Source organism: Amycolatopsis sp. NPDC004079 (genome assembly GCF_040610415.1).
In the GTDB taxonomy this organism is placed as follows: Bacteria; Actinomycetota; Actinomycetes; order Mycobacteriales; family Pseudonocardiaceae; genus Amycolatopsis; species Amycolatopsis halotolerans.
The window spans coordinates 38,486-60,851 of the sequence record NZ_JBEXMH010000059.1 but is presented as its reverse complement, the minus strand read 5'-3'; the positions used below and the strand labels follow the sequence as shown (position 1 = coordinate 60,851).

The following is a 22,366-nucleotide window of genomic DNA, read 5'->3' as shown; positions in this document are numbered from 1 at the left end:
GACCAACACCGTCGTCATCCGGATGCGCTGACGCTGGTCCGTGAAGGGCTCCTTGAGGGAATCTGATTCCCCCAAGGAGCCCTTCACGGACAACAACCTCGCGCCGGTCCCGCGCCGCGCTGCTTCGAACGCGAAGAACCCCCGGCCGCCTCGGACCGGGGGTTCTTCGTCAGCAAGCAGCGTCAGCGACGGCGGATGGTGCGCTGCACGTTCCGCATCTTCGCGCCCGCGGGCATCGGCCCCTTCGGCATCGCCGCGCCGCGCGAGCCGAGGGCGGCCAGCTTCGCTTCGAGGGCGTCGACCTGGGCCGGCTTGAGGTTGCGCGGCAGCTTCGTCAGGTGCGACTGCAGCTTCTTGAGCGGAACCTGCTTGTCCTCGTGGCCGATCGTGACGTCGTAGATCGGGGTGTCGCCCACCAGCCGGGACACGCGCTTTTTCTCCTGCGCGAGCAGGTTCTTCACCCGGTGCGGAGCGCCCTCCGCCACGAGGATCACGCCGGGGTGGCCGAGCACGCGGTGGACGGCGTCGAGCTGGGTCGTCGCGGCGACGGTCGGCGTGACCTTCCACTTCCCGCGCAGGTTCTCCAGCGCCCAGGCGGCCGCGCCGGGCTGGCCGTCGGCCTTCCCGTAGACCGTGCGCTGCACGCGCCTGCCGAAGATGATCACGGCGAGCAGGATGCCGAGCACGACGCCCAGCGGCAGCAGCGTCCACTGGATATTGAAGATGAACCCGATGCCGAACAGCACACCGGCGACCACCACGATCGAACCGACCATCCAGGGGATGAGCATCGGGTCTTCGCGGCGCTGCATCTTGAACGCCTCGAACAGCTGGCCGCGCCGGGCCTTGCTCGCAGCGCGCTTTTCCCGCTTGGCCTGCTTGGCCGCTTCCTTGTCCTGCTTGCCCGCCATATGACCAGGATACGGCCGCGTGCCCGGCCGGGAATCCGTCGGCCCCCTCTGCGAGGATCGCGGGGTGGCCATCGCATCGTCTCCCCAGAGCCGGCAGAGCCGCCAAGGCCTGCTCGACGGGCTTGATCCCGAGCAGCGAGCCGCCGCGGCGGCCCCCCGCGGTCCCGTGTGCGTCCTCGCCGGAGCGGGCACCGGCAAAACCCGGACGATCACGCACCGCATCGCCCACCTGGTGCAATCGGGCCACGTCTCGCCGGGGCAAGTACTGGCGGTCACCTTCACGACGCGCGCCGCGGGGGAGATGCGCACCCGGCTGCGCGGCCTCGGGGTCGACGCGGCGCAGGCGCTGACGTTCCACGCCGCCGCCCGCCGTCAGCTCCGCTACTTCTGGCCGCGGGTCGTCGGCGACCGGCCGTGGGACCTGATCGACAACAAGTTCCGGCTCGTCGCACAGGCCGCCCAGCGCGTCCGGCTGAGCACCGAGACCGAGGTGCTGCGCGACCTGGCGAGCGAGATCGAGTGGAGCAAGGCGTCGCTCGTGTCGCCGGACGACTACCCCTCGGTCGCCGCGCGGACGCAGCGCGACACTCCCGCGCCGGTCGCGCAGGTCGCCGAGGTCTACCGCTGGTACGAGGAGCTGAAGACGAACGCGCAGGTCCTCGACTTCGACGACCTGCTCCTGCAGACCACCGCGGTGCTGGAGAAGCACGAGGCGGTCGCGGCCGAGTTCCGCGATCGGTACCGCTGCTTCGTGGTCGACGAGTACCAGGACGTCACGCCGTTGCAGCAGCGGCTGCTCGACGCGTGGCTCGGCGGCCGCGACGACCTCACCGTCGTCGGCGACGCCAACCAGACCATCTACTCCTTCGGCGGCGCCTCGCCGAAGTCGCTGCTGGAGTTCACGCGGCGGTTCCCGGAGGCGACCGTCGTGCGCCTGGAACGCGACTACCGGTCCACGCCACAGGTCGTCGCGCTGGCGAACCGCGTGATCGGCGCCGCGCGCGGACGTCCGGCCGGTTCGCGGCTGAAGCTCATCGGACAGCGGCCGGAGGGTCCGGAACCTCAGTTCGCCGAGTACGAGGACGAGGCCGCCGAAGCCAGCGCAGTCGCGCGGCGGATCCGCGAACTGCTCGACGCGGACGTGTCAGCGAGCGAGATCGCGGTGCTGTTCCGGGTCAACGCGCAGTCGGAGGCCTACGAGCAGGCGCTCACCGAAGCCGGGATCCCATACCTGGTCCGCGGCGGCGAGCGGTTCTTCCAGCGCACCGAGGTGCGGCAGGCGATGGCGGCGCTGCGCACGGCGTCGATGGAACCGACCTCGCTGGAGCTGGTCACCGCGGTGCGCTCGGTGCTCGCGCGGGTCGGGCTCACCGAGCAACCGCCGTCAGGGGGCGCGGCGAAGGAGCGGTGGGACGCGCTGCTCGCGCTGGTGGAGCTGGCCGAGGAGCTGGCGGCGTCGGTCGAGGACGCGGATCTGCCGCGCTTCGTCGCGGAGCTCGAACAGCGCGCGGCGGCGCAGCACCCGCCGACGGTCGAAGGCGTCACGCTCGCGTCACTGCACGCGGCGAAGGGGCTCGAGTGGGACGCGGTGTTTCTCGTCGGGCTGTCCGAGGGCACCATGCCGATCCTGCACGCGGACGGCGACGACGCCGCGATCGAAGAAGAACGACGACTGTTCTACGTCGGGGTGACGCGGGCTCGAGAACATCTGTCGCTGTCGTGGTCGCTCTCGCGCGGACAGGGCCGGGGACGCAATCGGCGGCGGTCGCGGTTCCTGTACGGGCTGATCCCGGAGGATCACCCGGCGGCGCGCATCGCGCGTTCGCAGCAGGTGTCGAAGCCCGGGTCGAACGTCGCGCGCTGCCGGCTGTGCGGCGGTCCGCTGGTGCAGACCATGGAGGTCAAGCTGGGGCGGTGCGGGAAATGCCCGTCCACAGTGGATGAGGATTTGCTGGAGAAGCTGAAGACGTGGCGCGGGGAGCGTTCGCGGGAGTTGAAGGTCCCGGCGTTCGTCGTGTTCACTGACGCGACGCTGATGGCGATCGCCGAGCAACGGCCGACCGACGACGGCGCGCTGGTGTCGATCTCCGGGATCGGCGCGACGAAGCTCGAGCGGTTCGGCGCGGAAGTGCTCGACGTGGTCCGTTCGTCGATGCGATCTTGACCGCGTCTTCGCGGTGATCGATGCGGCGAACCTGCTGCTAGGGGGCGATCTTCGTCTCTTCGGCAGAGATTTGGGAAAATAAGTTGCCCCGGCTGTGCTGGGGCGCATAGCCTGCGTAGGCACCCGGGCGAGAAGAAGGCCCGGTCTGGGGAAGAACAAGAACACGACGGTTGCCGCTTCACGCGGCGCAGTCCGACAGAGAAAGGCGGTGCCGGTGAAATGATCAGCAATCTGATGCACACGATCCCTGGCACTGGTCTGCCTGTCTGCACGACCGTCGCCGCCCCGCGCCAGGGCACCGGTGTGTCCACGTTCGCGCACATCGACGGAACGCGTCGTCACATTGACGGATTGCGTCGCATCGAGCGCAACGGGGCCCCGGCCGGCATCACTCTCGCGACTGCGGCCGTTGTTGCCGCGTACCCGCAGGTTGATGTCGATCTGCCGACCATCAAGCAGTTCCGTGTTCCGTTGTCGATACGGGAGCGAAGTTCCTGACCTGACGTCAGGACTCAAGGCTCACGAAGGCCGCGGAACCGGTAACCGGATCCGCGGCCTTCGTGTTTTTTTGGCTGCACAACAAGAAGGAACAAGTTGTCCAGTTCGATCGCCCACCGCCACACCACCACCGAATCGCAAAGGAGCACGGATATGTCTGCCGCCATCGCCCTCGCTGAGGGCCCCTTAGCCGAAGGGTTCGACATCGGCGACCTGCTCGACGGGGTCGCTGAGCCCGAACTCCCCTGCCGCTCGCGCGACGCGGACCTCTGGTTCGCCGAATCGCCCGCGGAACTCGAGCGGGCCAAGGCGTTCTGCGCCGGCTGCCCGGTCCGCGAGGCCTGCCTCGCGGGAGCACTCGCCCGGCGTGAGCCGTGGGGTGTCTGGGGAGGGGAGATCTTCGAGCGCGGTGCGGTGATCGCGCGCAAGCGGCCCCGTGGCCGTCCGCGCAAGAACGCAGCCCTCGAACCCGTCGCCGCGGCCCGGAGCGCCGCCGCATGACCGTCGACCTCATCACCACGCGCGATTTCGAGGCCCGCACCGGAAAACCGGTCCGTGTGCAGCCGAAACCCAAGCAGAACAAGTCTCAGGAGACCACGAAGATGTTGCTTCACGAAGAACTGTCCCGAGCGCGAATACGCGACCTGATAACCGAACATGAAATCCAACGTCCATGGCGCCGAGCGCGAGCCGCGCGCCGCTGGTCGCGAGTAGCCCGCTGGGCGACCAGCCGAGCGGAGCGATTCCAACCACCCAGCTAGACCCCAGTTCGGTCGGGTGAGGTGGGTCCGGCTTCGGCTGGACTCGCCTGACCTGCCTCTTTGTCTGGGACCGTCCGGAAGCCGATGCCCGCCAGCAGGATTGCCTCCAGTTCTGCTGACGAGCGTCGGCCGCCCGGGCTTTTGATCCCGCCTCCGAGTCGATTCGCGCTGCCCGGCTCATCTCAGGCAGCGTGGCTCCGGTTCCGTCGCCCGATCATCCGGCTGCGGACCAGGCCGTCGGCCTGATTCGCCTTGCCCAACCGGCTCGGCTGTCAGCAACCGGTATCGGTTTTCGGGAACGGGGAAGCGACGCTCTGCCCAAGGGGAGGGGCAGGCGTCCGCGCGACCAATCCCGTCGCTGATCACTTCGCGGGAATGAGCCTGGAAGGCCCGTCGGGGGACCTTCCAGGCTCGTTCTCGTCCGGGGACGGGTGTTCAATGAGCCAGTGTCCGGACATACGCACGACCACATCGACTGGGCTGACCGGCTGGTCCTCCTCCGCGCAGCCGACACCCTCGACGCCCCCGCGCAGGCCGCCATCGCAGCCCGCCTGGCCGCGAAACTCCCCGCCAACCCGACGGTGATCGACCTGGGCTGCGGCGCAGGCGGGATGAGCACCCACTTCGCCCAAGCCCTGGCCACCCAGCACGGCGGCACAATCATCCTGGTCGACGCGACTCCCGAGCTTCTCCACGAGGCCGAACGCGCCGTCCGCGCTGCCGCCGATGCAGCGCAGAACAACCGCGCAGACAACCCAGCCCTCCCGCCCGAACGCCGAGGCCATGTCGCGAGCGAGGGGGACGGAGACCACCGCACGTCCGGCGCGGGTTCGAGCAACCACACCGCTGCGACCGGAAGCAGGACACCGACAGCCGAGGTTCGTGCTGCGGTCGCTGACGGGGATGAGGACGCCGCTGCATCGTCCGGGGGTACGGCACCGACAGCCGAGGTTCGTGCTGCGGTCGCCGACGTGGCCGCGGCCGACCTCGCAACCGCCGGAGGAACCGCGCCGACAGTCGAGGTTCGGGCGATCGTCGCCGATCTTGCCGACAGTGCCTTGCCTGACTTGCTTCCCGCCGCGGATCTCGTGTGGGCGTCGCGCGTTGTGCATCACCTTCCGGACCAGCAGGCCGCGATTGGCACGCTTGCGGCTGTCGCACGGGCTGGCGGCGTCGTCGCTCTCGCTGAGGGCGGGTTGTCTTTTTCTTGCCTCCCTTGGGATCTCGGAGTCGGACGGCCCGGCCTAGAGGACCGGTTGCAGGCCGCGCAGGCTGAGTGGTTCGTCGGGATGCGCGAGGGCATCGACGGCGCCGTGCCGATGCCCTACGGCTGGACAGTCGCGCTCGAACGGGCCGGGCTCGCCGAAGTCGGCTCGTTCAGTGCGTTGGTGGACCACCCCGCACCTGGTCCGGACGGTCTCACTGACTATGTGCACCACCACCTTTCCCGTCTCGCGACGCACGGTGCCGACCATCTCGCGGACGAAGACCGCGCGACGTTGGCTTCTTTGCTCGATCCGGACAGCTCCCATTACCTCGGCAAACGTCGCGATCTCTTCTTGCTCGGCGCGCGCACCGTGCACCACGGACGTCGGCCGTGACCGCGCCCGGCCCGACGTGCTCCCGGTGCGGTCGAGCGCGTGCCGCCGAAACTGACCCGCTCGCGATCCTGGCCTGGGTCAGCACCAAGGAAAACGGCGAGCAGCGCTGGCTCTGTCCGGACTGCGCGCGCAACCACGTCCGGGACATCGAAGGCAAGCTGCCGGACGAATACTGGTGACCGGATCGCGGGCAGCCAGATTCGGACGGTCAGTATCGGCCTGTTGAGCGAATATCGGTGCCCTGGCTAGGACGAGCCAGTTTTCAGTAGGTCGACGGCAGGCTGTTCAGCGAATATCGGTGCCCGGGGCCGGGCACAGCTAGGTTCGGTCGGTCAACGAAAGCCTCTCCGCCCGATACCGGTGCCCTGGGTTGGACGCAGCTAGTTTTCGGCAGGTCAACGGCAAGCTGTCCGGCGAATATCGGCGACTGGGGTTGCGCGCGCATTAATTTCCGGCATGTCGAGCGCTGGCCACTCGCCTCGGGCGTAAGCCGAAGTAAGTTGCCTCCGGGTATCGGTGAACGCGTGGCCACGCCGGGGGCGTCGAGGACATGTTGCCTGCCGAGTGGCTGACAGCAATGCCCGCGTTGTCCCGCCTGTGCGTCAGGTTTGGGTCATGCGGCATTTCCTGTCTTGTAGACAGCGCGCACTTTCGGGCGAGGAGTGCGCGCCGCATGGCGGTAGGCGTTGAGGAGTTCAGTGCTCATCTCCTCCGGTGAATCCCGGAGTTGGCGTGGGGTGCACCGAAACAACACGGTGCCGGTCGCGGCCAGGGCTAGGTGGCTGAAGTCTTCGGGGCCCGCTGCGGTGCGGTAGCGCCAGGCGAGGCCGATTTCGTCCCACCACGCATCTGCGGTACCGAGTCGTCGGCCGCGGCGGTCGCAGACTGCGACGTTCCATTGCGGGGTGGGCAGCGGTGTTCGTTGGAGGACACGGAGTGCTTGTCCGTGTGCGAAGGTTTCTTGGTCGTCGAGGCTGCGCAGGACAGTGCGTACAGCTGCTGAGCCGCGCTGGTTTCCGTTGTCCAGTTCGCGCGTCAGTTCGGCGCGATCCGCTAAGCCCCAATACAGCGGCAGCGAGACCAGCCTTGCGATCTCGTCCGGATCGTTTTCCCGCCGGGCCAGGTCGAGAGCGGCGCGGGCGGCGCTCGCGTAGGGCAAGCCGTCGATCAGGATCGCTTCGGGCATTCGGGCGGTGCGGTACGTGATGACGCTCGGTTCGTTGGCTGGCCTTCGGTTGTGCGGTACCAAAAGATGGATCTCGGCGGTCCGCGGATGGCTGATTCCGTGTGCGCACAACGCATCTGTGCCGGTGACGACGGTTCCGGGACCGTACCGGGCAACGGCCGCGTGCAGGAGTTCTTCTCGGCTCGGAGGTTTGTCGTGCACGAGGTACACGCCGGAGTACACCTGTCGCCACGGTCCGCCCGGGCCGGAAAGCTGTGCGGCTCTTCGATCCGAAATTCCCGCGACGCGCAGGTGCCGTCGGTGGAGAACTCCGTGCGAGACCAGGTCACCGAAAGCGAGGGAGTCTGTGCTTGTCGTAGTCGTCATACCTCGAGAATGACGGCTTGATCAACTCAGCGAAACCACCCTGCGCAATCTGTGGACAACTCGGCGGGGTCGCCTCGGCTTGTGGACAACTAGGCGGCGAACCCCGGCTGCCACCGTTCCACGATGCCGCGAGCTGGGATCTCGGCGTCGAGCTGGCAGAGGATGCCCGTCGATCCGGCCGTGACCCGGTGGATCATCAGGTACTCCGGCGGCAGGTTCAGCGAGCGGCCGACGTGGAAGTCGTTGCCGCGGGAGTCGCCGACGCGGCCCGCTTGCCGTTGCATCCAGCGGCGCGTGAAGTGGAACGTCGGCTCGGCCAGCGGCTCGGTGAACGGCGCGAGATAGGCAAGCACCTCGTCCGCTTCCAGGGACGAATCCGCGCGCACGAAACCGTTTTCGCGCAGCAGCCGCATCAGGTCGTCGGAGTGGCCGTCCAAAGCGAGTCGCGTGATTTCGCCCAGGTGCCGCGGAATTCCGTGCGGCAGCTTCGCGACGCCGCCGAAGTCGATCACGCACAGCCTGCCGTCGCCGGTCAGCATGAAGTTGCCGGGGTGCGGGTCGGAGTGCAGGAGATTCGCCCGCGCCGGCGACGAGTAGTGGAACTCCGCGAGAAGCCGCCCGGCGAGGTTGCGGGTGGCCGGATCGCCGTCCGAGATGATCTCGGCCAGCGGGGTGCCGGTGGCCCACTCGCTGACCACCACCTTCGGCGCGCTCGCCACGACGCGCGGGATCAGGAATTCGGGGTCGCCCTCGAACGCCTTCGCGAACGCGCGCTGGTTGTCGGCTTCGGCGAGGTAGTCGAGCTCCTCGTCCATCCGCTCGGCCAGCTCCGTGAGAAGCGGTTTCACGTCGGTGCCGGGCACAAAAGCCTGGAACAGCCTGCTGAAGCGCTGCAACTGGCGCAGGTCGCTGCGCAGCGCCTCGTCCGCGCCCGGGTACTGGACCTTGACCGCCACCTCGCGACCGTCGTGCCAGGTCGCGCGGTGCACCTGGCCGATGCTCGCCGCGGCGGCCGGCTCGTCGTCGAAGTGCGAGAACCGTCCGACCCAGGACCGGCCCAGCTGCTCGGCGAGCACGCGATGGGTCTGCCGGGCAGGCATCGGCGGCGCGGCCGACTGCAGCTTCGTGAGCGCTTCCCGATACGGCTGCGCCATGTCGTCCGGCACCGCGGCCTCGAAGACGCTTAGTGCCTGCCCGAACTTCATCGCGCCGCCCTTGAGCGTGCCCAGCACCTCGAACAGCTGCTCCGCGGCCTTGGCCGAGAGCGTCGCGCTCACCTGTTCAGCGCTCTGCCCGGCCAGCCGCTTGCCCCAGCCGCCCACGGCTCGTCCGGCGATGCCGAGCGGGAGGCTCGCCAGCTTCGCGGTACGGGCAGCGCCGCGACGCGGCATGGCGGAATCGCGGTCTCCGGTTCGGTCGCGAAAGTCGGTCACCCTGCGATTCTGCCTTGATGAGCACGACGCTCGCAGCCTGCTGACGCCACCTAGGTGTGGCCTACGTCTCTTGCAGCACCTCCTCGGGAGCCTCCTCCGCCGGTAAGGGGCCTTCCTCGACCGGTACGGGCGCTCCGCAACCGCAGTCCGGATGTGGCTCCCAGTCCTTGCGGTGCAACTTTCCGTCGAAGTTGTCGATCTCCAGCGTGGCGTTCCAGGCAGGCGGCGGGGTTTCGCTCGGCGAGAGCAGCCGCATCGCCTGCGCCACGGCGAGCGAAGCGCAGGCGTGGACGGCACCCAGATCAGCCCGTGGAATCCGGCCGACCAGCTGTGTCGCGATCCTTGGCCACGACAGATCGGCATCGGTCCGATGCAGGTCACAGCAGCGGAGGCAGGCGCTGCGGCCAGGTACCACGAGCGGGCCGACGATGCCCGTGCCCTCCCACACCCGGACCGGCAGGTGCGAGGTGGCCGAGTCGACCAGTTCGGCCACTTCTTCCGGCGGCGGGACGAGCGTGTCGGTGAGCAGCACGAGGTCAGGGAGGCGGCGCTGGTTCCGGGCGGTGGTGACGTCGGGCGCGACCCGGGCGACGACGGTCCGGATCGCGCGTTGCCTAGGTTGGCCCAGCTCAGCCGGTGTGAACCCGGAGCCGAGGTCGGCTTCGTTGACTCTGCCGGACGCACGGATGTCGAGGTGCCCGACTCCGGACGCCGCGAGCAGCGCGGCGACCGCCACGGCGATCCGTCCGCTGCCGTGGACCGCGATGAGGCTTTGCCAGCGACGGTCCGTGAGCGCTGGCTGGTAGTGGCGGGCTCGCAGCGACCACAACCCGGTCTCGACCCGTTTCGCGCTCTTCTTCGCCGCTTCGGTGACCAAACCGAGTGCGGCGAGCTGTTTCAGCAGCAGATGGAACTGGTCCCGGTGTTCGCCTACAGCGAGCAGGATGTCCTCGAGCCCGCGCCGCCCGTCGAGCCTGCGGACGCTGTCGACGATCGGAGCGGGCAGGCCGTTGGCGATGATGCCGTGGCGGGGGTCGAGGCCGAACTGGATCTCGTTGCCGTCGCGTTCGAGCACGTGGATGCCCGGAAGCAACGTCGGATACGCCGGGAGGAGCACGTCCGGCGGCGGAACACTGGACAGGGTCATGCGGCCAGCTTGGCAGCTCCGGAACGCCACTCGCGGGTGAGAAGCCGAGTTGTCCACAGGGAAATCTACTTGTGGACAACTCAGGGCTGTGACCTTTCGGCGCTCCAAGTTGTCGGTGCTGAGCCTTACCGTTGTCGAGTGGTCGAAGCACGGATGCCCTCACTGAGAGGCAGGGGCGAGAAGGCCCCGTCGGACACTTCTCAACACAAGGTCGAGGTGCGGCGCAGCCAGCGCAGGCACCGGACGGTCACCGCGTACTGGAACGAGGACACCCTGGTGGTCCTCATCCCGGCCCGGATGACCCGCGAGGAAGAGAAACACTGGGTCGCGGAGATGGAGCGCAGGCTGCTGCGCTCGGGAGGACGGAAGGCGGCGCCGCCCAAGGCGTCGGACGCGGCGTTGCTGGCGCGCTGCGCCCTGCTCGGGGCGAAGTACCTGGACGGGAAAGCGCTGCCGGCCAGCGTGCGGTGGGTGCCGCCGATGCGTACCCGGTGGGCGTCGTGCACGCCGGTGGACGCGACCATCCGGGTCAGCGACCGGCTCCAGCGGGTGCCGCAGTGGGTGCTGGATTACGTGCTGATCCACGAGCTGGCGCACCTGAAGGAGCCGGGGCACGACGCGGCGTTCTGGACGCTGGTCAACCGGTATCCGAAGACGGAACGGGCGATCGGGTACCTGGAGGGGCTTTCGGCGGCGGCTGGGTGGGGGATTTCGGAGGAGGACTGAGGGGGTGGCTGCGGCTGCTCGGCCGCGTTGGAGAGCCGGTGGACGCTGGTTGCGGAGGGTTCTGGAGGGCGGACGGCGTGGCCGGGCGGAGTTCGTGGCCAGCTGCGGTGGAGCGAAGGATTTCGGGGGAGGACTGCGCGGACGGCTGATCGCAGCCGGGAGAAGGGCCAGGCGATCCTGAACGCGGGACCAGACGGCTGAGGCGGCCTGGCCGGAGACAAGTCAGCGGCGGTGTCTCAAGTGAGCGGGGCGGCCGAGTGGGAAGGCTCGAACGTCGAGGTCTTGGCTGTCGCCTGGCGCGCCGTGATCGATGGTGCGGAGGAGCCAGCGAGGGCGGGTGTTGGGTGCGGAGCGGTCGCCTGGCTCGCCGTGATCGATGGTGTGGAGGAACCAACGAGGGGCGGGCGTTGGGTGCGGAGCGGAGTGCTGGCAATACAAAGCCCGCGCGGACCGTCTCAGCTCAGGTGAGACGGTCCGCGCGGGCGAGGTAGCTGAGAGGCCCTAGGAAGGCGGGTTCCCCTCGTCCTTCGGGGTCTCGTCGCCCTTGCCGTCAGAGGCTGTGTCGGAATCCTTAGCCTCACCGCCACCCTCGGCGGCCGACTTGGCTTCGCGGGCCTCGCGCTCGGCCTTCTCCGTGCGCTCCAGCTCAGCGATCGGGTCCAGGTCCGAAGCGAGAGCGGGCGGTTCGGCCATGCGGTCGGCGAAGTCCAGGGGCTCGTCCAGGTCCTCGGCGGTCGGCATGAGGTCCGGGTGGGACCACAGGCCATCGCGCTTTTCGATGCCGTGGCGGTCTTCGACGAGCTTCCACAGGGACGACGCGGCGCGCATCCGGCGCGGGCGCAGTTCCAGACCCACCAGGGTCGCGAAGGTCTGCTCGGCGGGGCCGCCGGTCGCACGGCGGCGGCGCAGCGTTTCGCGCAGGGCCTCGGCTCCGGGAAGGCGGTCGCCGATGGCCTCGGCCACCACCACGTCCACCCAGCCTTCCACCAGCGCCAGCAGGGTTTCCAGGCGCTTCAGGGCGGCCTGCTGCTCGGGAGTGGTCTGGGGCTCCAACAGGCCGGACGACATCGCTTCTTCGATGCTCGCCGGGTTCGCCGGGTCGATGCTTCCGGCCAGGGACTCCAGCGCGGAGGTGTCGACGGTGATGCCGCGGGCGAACTCCTCGACCGTCGCGAGCAGGCGCTGCCGCAGCCACGGCACGTGTGCGAACAGCCGCTGGTGCGCGGCTTCGCGCGCGGCCAGGAAGACCAGCACCTCGCTGGCGGGCAGCTCCAAACCTTCAGTGAACTTCTCGATGTTCGCCGGGAGCAGCGCCGACGTGGTGGCCTCGCCGAGCGGCAGGCCGACCTCGGTCGACGTGAGGACTTCCTGCGCGAGCTGCGCCAGCGCGTTGCCGAGCTGGGACCCGAAGGCCATGCCGCCCATCTGGCCCATCATCGACAGCAGCGGACCGGCGGCCTGCTTGGCCTCTTCGGGCAGCGCCTGCATCCACGCGCCGGACACCTGCTGCGCCACCGGATCGCACAGCCGCTGCCAGGTCGGCAGCGTCTTCTCGACCCAGGTGCGCGCGGACCACGACACGGTGGTCGTCGCGCCCGCGGGGAGGATCGTCGCCGCGTCGAGCCACAGTTCCGCCAGGTGCGCGGCGTCGCGCACGGCCGTCGAGGAATCGCCGCCCTCGGACGCGAAGCCGATCTTGCCGTCGTCCCGTCCGCTCAGGTTCTGGAGCGCGATCTGCTTCGCCAGGTCGTAGTTGACCGGCCCGCTCGACGAGCCCGCTTGGCTCAGCATCTGGCCCAGCTGGCTCAGCATCTGCCCGAGCTGGTTGAACGCCTCGGCTCCGCCGGGCTGGCCCGGGTTCGAGGGGTCGTTGTCGCCTCGCTTGTCGGGATCGGGCGGTCCGAAGCCGAACGGGGGATTGCTCATAGCTCCACCGTACGCGGGTACGACCCGGCTCAGCGCGTCAACCGTGGCCTTCACCGGGAAGCGAACACAGTCACCGTACGCTGTCGCTCGTGACAAAACCGGACGAGGACACCGCGAACCAGTCCCGCCGCGCCGAGCCGTCGCGCGCGCCGGCCCGCAGCGACCGGCGGATGACCCGCCGCGGATGGACGATGCTGGTCAGCGGCGTGCTGTTCCTGGTGTTCGTCGTGGCCGGGTTCCTGGTCCAGGTGCCGTATGTCGCGATCAGCCCCGGGCCCACCTACGACACCCTCGGCCGCGACGCCGCGGGCAACCCGGTGATCCAGGTCAAGGGACAGCAGACCTACGGCACCAGCGGCGAACTGCGGATGACCACCGTCTCGCTCAACGACGGCATCAACCTCTTCACCGCGCTCGGCCTCTGGGCCAGCGGCCGCTACGCGCTCGCGCCGCGCGAGGAGTACTACAAGCCCGGCGAGACCAACGAGCAGGTCAAGCAGGAGAACATCCAGCAGCTGCAGAACTCGCAGAGCAACGCCCAGGTCGCCGCGCTGCGCCACCTCGGCTATCCGGTGCAGGTCGTCGCGAAGCAGATCGTGTCCGGCAGTCCGGCCGACCACATCCTCGCCCCCGGCGACAAGCTCATCGCGGTCAACGGCAAGCAGGTGCGCGAGGCCGCCGAGGTCGCCGCCTCGATCGTCAACACCAAGCCGGGCGACAGCGTCCAGGTCACCTTCCAGCACCTCGGCCAGCCGGAACGCACCGTGCCGGTCACGCTCGCCCAGCGCGAGGACCGCACCCAGGGCTTCCTCGGGCTGACCGCCGTCGACCGCGCGGTCGCGCCGTTCTCCGTCGACATCTCGCTGCAGGACGTCGGCGGCCCCTCGGCGGGCCTGATGTTCACCCTCGCGATCATCGACCGGCTCACCCCGCCCGGGAAACCGGGCAGCGACCTCGCGGGCGGCAGGCACATCGCGGGCACCGGCGAGATCAGCGAGACCGGCCAGGTCGGGCCGATCGGCGGGATCTCGTTCAAGGTCGTCGGCGCGAAGGAAGCGGGCGCGACCGACTTCCTCGTCCCCGAGCACAACTGCGCCGAGGCCAAATCGGCCGCGCCGGAAGGGCTCAACCTCATCAAGGTGTCGACGCTGGACGACGCGCTCAAGCAGCTGGACAACCTGAAGGCCGGCCGCCCGGTCGAGCACTGCTGACCGGCACTCGAGCAAGTCCGTGAAGGGCCCCTTGAGGGAATCTGATTCCCTCAAGGGGCCCTTCACGGACTTAACGGAAGCAGCAGCCGGTGAATCAGGGCTGCAGGGTCGTCTTCAGCGCGTCCACGAGATTCGGCGCGAGATCCGGGCTTTCCACCAGTTCGTCGACCGCGTTCTCGTCCTCGTCGCCCGGCTGGACGCCGCGCAGCCGCATCACGCAAGCCGCGTCGCCCTCGCGCAGGACGGCGGCCACGAGCCGCGCCTCGGTGCGGCGCGGGTGGTCCGCGGCGGCGCGGCGGAGGCTTTCGGCGTCCGCCTCGGCGATTCCTTCGAGTTCCGCCTCGACGTCCGGGGGCAGCACGATGATCTCCTGCGCCAGCGCGCAGCCGACCACGATGTCCGGCCACGCGATCCGGCCGAGCGATTCGGCGAGATCGCCGTCCGGCAGGGCCTCCTGGGCCACCGGGGTCAGCGGGTTCGCGCGGTCGAGCTGACCGGCCAGCTCGGGCTGTTCGTCCAGCAGCGCGGCGGTCGGCACCAGCGCGAACAACTGCGGCGGCTGGTTCCAGCCCGCGGCGGCGACGAACTCTTCGACTTCCCGGGCCAGCCCGGCGACAGGGTGGGCGGCAGACGGCTCACTCGGTGGCATGGCGACCATCGTGTCAGGCGTCCTCGCGACGCGCCGTACGTGCCCGGTTTGGGTGGTCCCGGGAACTCGGGGCACCGTCCGTAGAGTTAGAGGTCACGGGGACACAGCTGTCCCCGGCGAACATGTTCACGAAGACAGGAGCATTGCCGTGGCGACTCGGCCCCCGGTGAGCCTGAAGCTGTCCCGGCGCAGCCGGATCCTTCTCATCATCGCCGCGGTGATCGTGCTGGCCCTGCTGGCCGGCGTCCGGTTGCTCGACACCTACGTGGACTGGCTGTGGTTCGGCGAACTGCAGGCGCGTTCGGTGTTCACCACGCAGCTGGTCACCCGCATCGTGCTCTTCCTCGCGGTAGGGCTGCTGGTCGGCGGCGCGCTGGCGGTCAGCCTGCTGATCGCGTACCGGACCAGGCCGGTGTTCGTGCCGGTGTCCGGCCGCGATGATCCGCTGTCGCGCTACCGCTCGGTGATCGTCAGCCGGATCCGGCTGTTCGGCATCGGCATCCCGGTGCTCACCGGCGTCATCTCCGGCGCGTCGGCGACCGGGGACTGGCAGACGATCCAGCTGTTCCTCAACGGCACCTCGTTCGGCCAGAAGGATCCCGAGTTCGGCATCGACCTCGGTTTCTACGCCTTCACCCTGCCGTTCGTGAACTGGCTGCTCGGCTGGCTGTTCGTCACCGTCGTCGTCTCGTTCTTCGGCGCGCTGATCGCGCACTACATCTTCGGCGGCATCCGGCTCGCCGGCCGCGGCGGCCAGCTGGCCGGACCGACCCGTGCGCAGCTCGCCATCACGGTCGGGCTCTTCGTGCTGCTGAAGGCGGTCGAGTACTTCTTCGACCGGTACAACCTGCTGCTGTCCGACCGGAACATGCCGCTGTTCAACGGCGCCACCTACACCGACCTCAACGCGGTGCTCCCGGCGAAGCTGATCCTGCTGTGCATTTCGGTGATCTGCGCGATCGCGTTCTTCGCGGGCGCGTTCCTGCGGAATCTGCAGCTGCCGGCAATTTCGCTGGTCCTGCTGATCCTCTCCGGCGTGCTGGTCGGCGTCGCCTGGCCGGCGATCCTCGACCAGTTCTCGGTCAAGCCGAACGCCAACGAGAAGGAAGCGCCGTCGATCCAGCGCAACATGGACGCGACGCGCGCGGCGTACGGACTCGGCAACGTGAAGTACGAGCAGTACCCGGGCAAGACCGAAACCACGGCGGACGCGGTGAAGGCCGACACCGGCACGGTCTCCAACATCCGGCTGCTCGATCCGAACATCCTCAGCGACACCTTCACCCAGCGAGTCGGCCGCGAGAACTTCTACGGCTTCCCGTCCAAGCTGGACATCGACCGGTACAACATCGGCGGCACGATGCAGGACTACATCGTGGCCGCCAAGGAAATGAAGACCGACGGGCTGAGCGGCAACCAGACCAACTGGATCAACAAGCACATGGTCTACACGCACGGCAACGGATTCGTGGCCGCGCCCGCCAACACGATCGACCGTGCGGTGAAGGATTCGAACTCCGACGGCGGTTACCCGATCGCCACCACGAGCGACACCACGAACCCGACCGGCGCGGGCTCGGTCAACGGCCAGCCGGGGATCAAGGTCGACCAGCCGCGGATCTACTACGGCGAGCTCACCAACCAGTCCGACTACGCGATCGTCGGCGGCACTCCGGGCAAGGCTCCCGGCGAGTACGACACCGACGCCAAGCGCGACTACCTCTACCAGGGCAAGGGCGGCGTCTCGCTCGACAACTGGTTCAACCGGCTGATGTTCGCCGCCGAGTACCGCGAGCCGAAGATCCTCTTCTCCGACGCCATCGGCGACGGCTCGAAGATCATGTACAACCGCGAACCGCGCGACCGCGTCGCCAAGGTCGCCCCGTGGCTCACCCTCGACGGCGACCCGTATCCGGCGGTGGTCAACGGCCGCATCCAGTGGATCGTCGACGGCTACACCACGCTCGACAACTACCCGTACGCCCAGCAGACGCAGCTCGGCGAGGCGACCAACGACTCGCTCAACGGCGTCACCAAACAGGCGAACAACTCGATCAACTACATCCGCAACTCGGTGAAGGCGACCGTCGACGCGTTCGACGGCACCGTCAACCTGTACTCGATCGACGACAACGAACCCGTCCTCAAGGCGTGGGAGAACGTCTTCCCCGGCGTCGTGAAGCCCAGCTCGGAGATTTCGCCGGAACTGCGCTCGCACTTCCGCTACCCCGAGGACCTGTTCAAGATCCAGCGCGAACTGCTCGCCCGCTACCACGTCGACAGCCCGCAGGAGTTCTACGCGCAGCAGGCGTTCTGGAGCGTCCCGCAGGACCCGACCGAGGACGGCAGTTCCACCACGGCCGGAGCGAATGTCGCCAACCAGCCCGGCTATTACGTCCTCGCCAACGCGGCGGGCGAAGGCAGGCCGACCTTCCAGCTGACCAGTGCGCTCACCGGTCTGCAACGGCAGTACCTCTCCGCCTGGATGTCCGTCTCGTCCGATCCGCAGGACTACGGCACCATCCGCGTCCTGCGACTACCGCCGGCCAGCGGGGCGAACCAGGTCGACGGACCCGTCCAGGTGCAAAACCGGTTCCAGAGCGACCCCCGGGTCGCCCAAGACCGGACATTGCTGAACAACCCCAACGTCATTCCCATTTACGGCAACCTGATCACGCTGCCGGTCGCCGACGGATTCCTCTACGTCGAACCCGTCTACATCCGCCAGCGCAACCAGCTCAGCTACCCGCAGCTGGCCCGCGTGCTCGTCTCCTACGGAGCCAAGATCGGCTTCGCGTCCACCCTCAACGAGGCGCTCGACCAGGTCTTCGGCAAGGGCACCGGCGCGGCGGCCACCACGCCCAAGGAAGGCGACCCCGGCACCACGACGACCCCGCCGACGTCCAGCACCGCCCAGCCGCCGCCCAGCACCGGCGGCAGCAACCCGGCCATGGACAAGGCCGTCGCCGACATCCAGGCCGCGCTCGCCAAGCTCAAGGCCGCACAGCAGTCCGGCAACTTCACCGACCAAGGCGCGGCACTCGCCGCGCTCGACGCGGCGACCAAGGAATACAACTCCGCCAAACCGACTACCCCGCCCGCCTCCAGCGGGCCGCCGTCCCAGCCCGGCGGGTGACCTCGGTTACGTAATAGGCACCTGCTTTGCGCCCGCTGGAAACCAGGGCGTAAGGTAGGTCCTACGACGCGGGGTGGAGCAGCTCGGTAGCTCGCTGGGCTCATAACCCAGAGGTCGCAGGTTCAAATCCTGTCCCCGCTACAGAGGTGAGAGGCCCGTCTTCGCAAAAAGCGCGAAGACGGGCCTCTTTCGTTGTTGCCTCTGGGGGTCGAACCCCCAGACCCCCGCCAGGGGGCAAGCCCCCTGGACCCCCGGCCGGGGTGCTTCTGGACTGGATCCTCACCTTTGTCGTGGGGGGCCTTTGCTCGCGGAGCGAGCTTGGCCGGTCAGGTGAGGTGGGTGCGGGGTTTGCGTTTGTTTTCGGGGCGGTTGGTCTTCGTTGGTTGCGACGGGTTCGTTCGTTGTGAGGCGCGGGGCGGTCTTGCTGGGTGCTCCGGTTCGTGAGGGGGGCGATCCTTGGCGGCCCAATGGATCTGAACTCGCCTGGAGGGCAAAAACCTAGTCGCCAATCCGGTGCTGCCTAGTCGGGGTCGGAAGACTTGCTCGGTTTGGAGGGCGGGGAGCCAAGCCGCCGCGTCGCGGCTGTGGGGAGCGTCTGGGGTGGTGGGTTTTTTGGGGCGGTGGGGGATCGGGTGGGTTTGACAGGTTTAGACCTCTTGGTTGTTCTCTTGTAGAGGGTCGGGAATCGTTGGGGCGGTGGAATATTCCGTCATTGGCGGTGTGTGCCGGGGGTGGGGTGCGGAAAGCGTGGGGGTTGTTTGTTGGGGCGGTGGGATTCGTGGGGGGTTGGGCGGGGTGGGGTGGCTGGCTCTGGGGGTTGGTTGTGGTGTTTTTGCTGGTCGGATGGTGTTTTGGGGGGTGGTGTCATAGGGTGTTTTGGGGGGTGTATTGTTGTTTTCACAACGACGCGGGGTGGAGCAGCTCGGTAGCTCGCTGGGCTCATAACCCAGAGGTCGCAGGTTCAAATCCTGTCCCCGCTACGTGGATACAAAGCCGGGGCTCGTGCGGATGCACGGGCCCCGGCTTTTTTGTGCGCCATTTGGCCGTCGCTCGGGTGGTGGTTGCGGCGCGGTGATCGTTTCGGCGGTGGTTGCGGAGCGTGGCAGAGTCTATTGTGGACATACCAGCGGACTGGGCTGTTAGAGGGGTTGCCGCTGGCCACAATGGACTGATTCGTGACCACTGTGGACACAGCGGCGGATAAGTGGGACCGTAGAGGGGTGTCCGAATTGAATGCAACCGCCGCCGCTCTGCTCGGTCTGCTCCATGACGGCCCCGCCACAGGCGGCCAGCTCGTCTCGGGCGCCGACGAGCGCTTCGGCGCCTTCTTCAGCGTCACCCGCAGCCAGGTCTACCGCGAGCTCCCGGCGCTCTCGAAAGAGGGTCTCGTCCGGCTCGGCAAGCAAGGACCCCGTTCGAGCCAGCAGTACGTGCTCACCGCGGCAGGCAAGAAGGCCTTCAAGACGTGGCTCACGTCCGAGGCCGGACCCGACCACCTGCGCAGCCCGCTCATCCTGCGGCTCGTGCACGCCGGCTCCCTGACGGCCAAACAGCGCAGCGCCCTGCTCGACAGCGCCCGCACCACCTACCAGGCGCAGCTCGAAGAGGCCAAGAACGCCACCAAGACCGCCGACGGCCCCTACGCCAAGGCAGTCGCCGAGTTCGCCCAGGCGCAGGCCAAGGCCGCCCTGAAGCTGCTCGACTCGATCCCGCAGGCCTGAGCTTCGCCACGGCCCCACGACCGGTTCGCGACCGGTCGTGGGTTTTGCCGTAACGTTGTCCGGCGTGAGTGATGAGTTCGATGCGGCGCTGAAGGACCTGACCGGCAAGCTGACCCAGATCGAGTCGGTGATGGACCTCGACGCGCTGCGGGCGCAGGTCGCCGAGCTCGAGGAGCAGGCGTCCAGCCCCACCCTCTGGGACAACGTCGAAGAAGCCCAGAAGGTCACCAGCCAGCTGTCCCACCGGCAGGCCGAGCTGCGCCGCGTCTCCGAACTGCGCCAGCGCCTCGACGACCTCGGCGTCCTCTACGAGCTCGCCGCCGACGAGGGCGACAGCGGCAGCATGACCGAGGCCGAGGGCGACCTCGCCGACCTCGGCAAAGACATCGACGCGCTCGAAGTCCGCACCCTGCTGTCCGGCGAATACGACGACCGCAACGCCGTCGTCAACATCCGCTCCGAAGCGGGCGGCGTCGACGCGGCCGACTTCGCCGAGATGCTCCTGCGCATGTACCTGCGCTGGGCCGAGCGGCACGGCTACCCCACGGACGTCTTCGACATCTCCTACGCCGAAGAAGCGGGCATCAAGTCCGCCACCTTCAAGGTGACCGCCCCGTACGTCTACGGCACGCTCTCGGTCGAACAGGGCACCCACCGCCTCGTGCGGATCTCGCCGTTCGACAACCAGAGCCGGCGGCAGACGTCCTTCGCGCACGTCGAGGTCCTGCCCGAGGTCGAGGAAGTCGACCACGTCGACATCCCGGAAAAGGACATCCGCGTCGACGTGTACCGCTCGTCCGGCCCCGGCGGGCAGAGCGTCAACACGACCGACTCCGCGGTCCGCCTGACCCACATCCCGACCGGCATCGTCGTCTCCTGCCAGAACGAGAAATCGCAGCTGCAGAACAAGGCGGCCGCGATGAAGGTCCTCCAGGCGCGCCTCCTGCAGCGCAAAAAGGAGGAGGAACGGGCCGAAATGGACGCGCTCAAGGACGGCGGCTCCAGCTGGGGCAACCAGATGCGCTCCTACGTGCTGCACCCGTACCAGATGGTCAAGGACCTGCGTACGGAATTCGAGGTCGGCAACCCCACCGCGGTCCTCGACGGCGACATCGACGGCTTCCTGGAAGCCGGAATCCGCTGGCGCAAGCAGACGAACGCGGTCTGATCCGCGAGGCGGCGGCGACCCGCGCCGGGACGAGGCGCGGGTCGCCCAAGGCACCGGCAACCCGGGCTTAACGGGGCCCATGGGTAGGATGCCGAACCGTGATCCGGCTCGAAGAGGTTTCCAAGGTCTACAAGACCTCGACCCGTCCCGCCCTCGAACGGGTGTCGGTCGAGATCGACAAGGGTGAGTTCGTCTTCCTCATCGGCCCGTCCGGTTCCGGGAAGTCGACGTTCCTGCGGCTGCTGCTGCGGGAAGAGGTGCCGTCCAAGGGACGGGTCATGGTGTCGAACTTCGACGTCGCCAAGCTCGCCCGGCGCCGGGTCCCCCGCCTGCGCCAGACCATCGGCTGCGTGTTCCAGGACTTCCGGCTGCTGGCCAACAAAACCGTCGCGGAAAACGTGGCGTTCGCGCTCGAGGTCATCGGGAAACCGCGGCCCACGATCCGCAAGGTCGTGCCCGAGGTGCTCGAACTCGTCGGCCTCGACGGCAAAGCCGACCGGCTGCCCAACGAGCTCTCCGGCGGCGAGCAGCAGCGCGTCGCGATCGCCCGTGCGTTCGTGAACCGCCCGCTCGTGCTTCTCGCCGACGAGCCCACCGGGAACCTCGACCCGGACACCAGCCAGGACATCATGCTGCTGCTGGAGCGGATCAACCGCACCGGCACCACCGTGCTGATGGCCACGCACGACCATTCCATCGTGGACTCGATGCGGCGGCGGGTCGTCGAGCTGCAGCTCGGTCGCGTGATCCGCGACGACGCCCGAGGCGTCTACGGCATCGGCCGCTGACGCACCCCGCCCTTTTCCGCCCCGACCCAAGGAATTACTAGAGCGATGCGAGCCAGTTTCGTCTTCAGCGAGGTCGTCACCGGGTTGCGCCGGAACGTCACGATGACCATCGCGATGATCCTCACCACCGCGGTCTCGCTCGCCATGCTCGGCGGCGGTCTGCTCGCCGTGCGCACGATCGACAAGATGAAGGCGAACTTCCTCGCCGAAGTCGAGGTTTCGGTCTCGCTGGTCGACGACGTGAGCGCGAACGACAAGAACTGCACCCAGGCGCTCTGCAACGGGCTCCGCCAGTCGCTGCAGAACAACCCCGGTGTCGAGTCGGTCGTCTACGAGAACCGCGACCAGGCCTACGACCGGTTCAAGAAGATCTTCGCGAGCCAGCCCGAACTGCTCGAGCTGACCGGCCCCGAGGCGCTGCCCGCGTCGCTGCAGGTGAAGCTGAAGGACCCGGACCGGTCCGACGCGATCATCAAGCAGTACACCGGCCAGCCCGGCGTCAAGAAGGTCGACGACCAGAAGAAGTTCCTCGACCGCGTGTTCAACGTCTTCAACGGAGTCCGGAACATCGCGTTCGTGATGGCGCTCATCATGGCCGTCGCCGCCCTGCTGCTGATCGCGAACACCATTCAGGTCTCGGCGTTCACGAGGCGGACGGAAGTCGGCATCATGCGCCTGGTGGGCGCGACGCGGTGGTATACCCAGCTGCCGTTCCTCCTGGAGGCGGTGGTCGCCGGCACGGTCGGCGCCGTGCTCGGGGTGGTGTTCCTGCTTCTGACGAAGCTGTCCTTCCTCGACACGGTCTTCACCGGCGAAGTGTTCCCGCAGATCACCACGCTGGAGGTGCTGTTCCCGGTCGCGCCGATCCTGCTCGCGGTGTCGATCGTGATCTCGGCGATCACCGGGTACGTCACGCTGCGGCTGTACGTGCGCCACTAGCCGCTTCCTTCGCATCCGAACCGCCCGGCGAACGT

18 protein-coding genes and 2 tRNA genes are annotated in these 22,366 nt (G+C 68.2%); 14 read left to right on the top strand and 6 right to left on the bottom strand.

Annotated elements, in window-relative coordinates; genetic code table 11:
• Positions 1 to 182: 182 nt before the first annotated feature.
• On the bottom strand, positions 183 to 911 hold the full coding sequence (locus ABZX37_RS39190) for a DUF4191 domain-containing protein (RefSeq protein WP_354748401.1): 729 nt from the start codon (positions 909 to 911) through the stop codon (positions 183 to 185).
• Between the two features lie 64 nt (positions 912 to 975).
• Here ABZX37_RS39190 and ABZX37_RS39185 point away from each other — a divergent pair, with 64 nt between their 5' ends.
• The 5 genes from ABZX37_RS39185 to ABZX37_RS39165 all read left to right on the top strand — a co-directional run bounded on the left by ABZX37_RS39185 (position 976) and on the right by ABZX37_RS39165 (position 6,114).
• Positions 976 to 3,075 carry an ATP-dependent DNA helicase UvrD2 gene (locus ABZX37_RS39185; protein WP_354748399.1) on the top strand — a complete coding sequence of 700 codons (2,100 nt, stop codon included), beginning with the start codon at positions 976 to 978 and terminating at the stop codon, positions 3,073 to 3,075.
• Positions 3,076 to 3,294: 219 nt separating this feature from the next.
• Positions 3,295 to 3,573: a hypothetical protein gene (locus ABZX37_RS39180; RefSeq protein ID WP_354748397.1), complete on the top strand. Its 279-nt coding sequence runs from the start codon at positions 3,295 to 3,297 to the stop codon at positions 3,571 to 3,573.
• Between the two features lie 153 nt (positions 3,574 to 3,726).
• Entirely contained in the window at positions 3,727 to 4,074 is a 348-nt protein-coding gene (locus tag ABZX37_RS39175; protein WP_354748395.1) for a WhiB family transcriptional regulator, read from the top strand.
• 706 nt (positions 4,075 to 4,780) lie between these two features.
• Positions 4,781 to 5,935 carry a methyltransferase domain-containing protein gene (locus ABZX37_RS39170; protein ID WP_354748393.1) on the top strand — a complete coding sequence of 385 codons (1,155 nt, stop codon included), beginning with the start codon at positions 4,781 to 4,783 and terminating at the stop codon, positions 5,933 to 5,935.
• Positions 5,932 to 6,114 carry a hypothetical protein gene (locus ABZX37_RS39165; RefSeq protein WP_354748391.1) on the top strand — a complete coding sequence of 61 codons (183 nt, stop codon included), beginning with the start codon at positions 5,932 to 5,934 and terminating at the stop codon, positions 6,112 to 6,114. Before ABZX37_RS39170 ends, ABZX37_RS39165 begins: the two co-directional genes overlap by 4 nt.
• A gap of 434 nt (positions 6,115 to 6,548) precedes the next feature.
• On the opposite strand, the gene ABZX37_RS39160 is transcribed toward ABZX37_RS39165, so the two are convergent.
• The 3 genes from ABZX37_RS39160 to ABZX37_RS39150 all read right to left on the bottom strand — a co-directional run bounded on the left by ABZX37_RS39160 (position 6,549) and on the right by ABZX37_RS39150 (position 10,067).
• Positions 6,549 to 7,121 (bottom strand): hypothetical protein, encoded by a 573-nt coding sequence (locus tag ABZX37_RS39160; RefSeq protein WP_354748389.1) that lies wholly within the window; start codon positions 7,119 to 7,121, stop codon positions 6,549 to 6,551.
• Positions 7,122 to 7,576: 455 nt separating this feature from the next.
• Positions 7,577 to 8,920: an AarF/ABC1/UbiB kinase family protein gene (locus ABZX37_RS39155; RefSeq protein ID WP_354748387.1), complete on the bottom strand. Its 1,344-nt coding sequence runs from the start codon at positions 8,918 to 8,920 to the stop codon at positions 7,577 to 7,579.
• A 61-nt stretch (positions 8,921 to 8,981) separates the two neighbouring features.
• The gene (locus tag ABZX37_RS39150; RefSeq protein WP_354748385.1) at positions 8,982 to 10,067 is read right to left on the bottom strand and encodes a ThiF family adenylyltransferase; all 1,086 of its coding nucleotides are present in this window, start codon (positions 10,065 to 10,067) and stop codon (positions 8,982 to 8,984) included.
• A gap of 216 nt (positions 10,068 to 10,283) precedes the next feature.
• On the opposite strand from ABZX37_RS39150, the gene ABZX37_RS39145 reads away from it, so the two are divergent.
• A complete protein-coding gene (locus ABZX37_RS39145) occupies positions 10,284 to 10,793 on the top strand; it encodes a M48 family metallopeptidase (RefSeq protein ID WP_344268851.1) in 510 nt (169 codons plus the stop codon).
• A 501-nt stretch (positions 10,794 to 11,294) separates the two neighbouring features.
• Here the strand turns inward: ABZX37_RS39145 and ABZX37_RS39140 are convergent.
• The gene (locus ABZX37_RS39140; protein WP_354748384.1) at positions 11,295 to 12,719 is read right to left on the bottom strand and encodes a zinc-dependent metalloprotease; all 1,425 of its coding nucleotides are present in this window, start codon (positions 12,717 to 12,719) and stop codon (positions 11,295 to 11,297) included.
• A gap of 89 nt (positions 12,720 to 12,808) precedes the next feature.
• On the opposite strand from ABZX37_RS39140, the gene ABZX37_RS39135 reads away from it, so the two are divergent.
• Positions 12,809 to 13,930: a PDZ domain-containing protein gene (locus ABZX37_RS39135; RefSeq protein WP_354748382.1), complete on the top strand. Its 1,122-nt coding sequence runs from the start codon at positions 12,809 to 12,811 to the stop codon at positions 13,928 to 13,930.
• Between the two features lie 94 nt (positions 13,931 to 14,024).
• Here ABZX37_RS39135 and ABZX37_RS39130 read toward each other — a convergent pair whose 3' ends face one another.
• On the bottom strand, positions 14,025 to 14,579 hold the full coding sequence (locus ABZX37_RS39130; protein WP_344268864.1) for a PPA1309 family protein: 555 nt from the start codon (positions 14,577 to 14,579) through the stop codon (positions 14,025 to 14,027).
• Positions 14,580 to 14,745: 166 nt separating this feature from the next.
• Between ABZX37_RS39130 and ABZX37_RS39125 the strand changes: the two genes are divergently transcribed.
• The 7 genes from ABZX37_RS39125 (at position 14,746) to ftsX (ending at position 22,331) form a co-directional block, all read left to right on the top strand.
• On the top strand, positions 14,746 to 17,715 hold the full coding sequence (locus tag ABZX37_RS39125; protein ID WP_354748406.1) for a UPF0182 family protein: 2,970 nt from the start codon (positions 14,746 to 14,748) through the stop codon (positions 17,713 to 17,715).
• A gap of 67 nt (positions 17,716 to 17,782) precedes the next feature.
• Positions 17,783 to 17,856: transfer RNA gene (locus ABZX37_RS39120), tRNA-Met, on the top strand.
• Between the two features lie 765 nt (positions 17,857 to 18,621).
• Positions 18,622 to 18,695 (top strand) — tRNA-Met (locus tag ABZX37_RS39115).
• A gap of 240 nt (positions 18,696 to 18,935) precedes the next feature.
• Positions 18,936 to 19,436, top strand: coding sequence for a helix-turn-helix transcriptional regulator (locus ABZX37_RS39110; protein ID WP_344268867.1), 501 nt, complete (start codon positions 18,936 to 18,938; stop codon positions 19,434 to 19,436).
• Positions 19,437 to 19,500: 64 nt separating this feature from the next.
• The gene (gene prfB, locus ABZX37_RS39105; protein WP_354748380.1) at positions 19,501 to 20,604 is read left to right on the top strand and encodes a peptide chain release factor 2; all 1,104 of its coding nucleotides are present in this window, start codon (positions 19,501 to 19,503) and stop codon (positions 20,602 to 20,604) included.
• A gap of 98 nt (positions 20,605 to 20,702) precedes the next feature.
• Complete coding sequence (gene ftsE / locus ABZX37_RS39100; protein WP_009073292.1) at positions 20,703 to 21,392, top strand: cell division ATP-binding protein FtsE; 690 nt, start codon at positions 20,703 to 20,705, stop codon at positions 21,390 to 21,392.
• Between the two features lie 45 nt (positions 21,393 to 21,437).
• Positions 21,438 to 22,331 carry a permease-like cell division protein FtsX gene (gene ftsX, locus ABZX37_RS39095; RefSeq protein WP_037359041.1) on the top strand — a complete coding sequence of 298 codons (894 nt, stop codon included), beginning with the start codon at positions 21,438 to 21,440 and terminating at the stop codon, positions 22,329 to 22,331.
• The last annotated feature ends 35 nt before the right edge of the window (positions 22,332 to 22,366 follow it).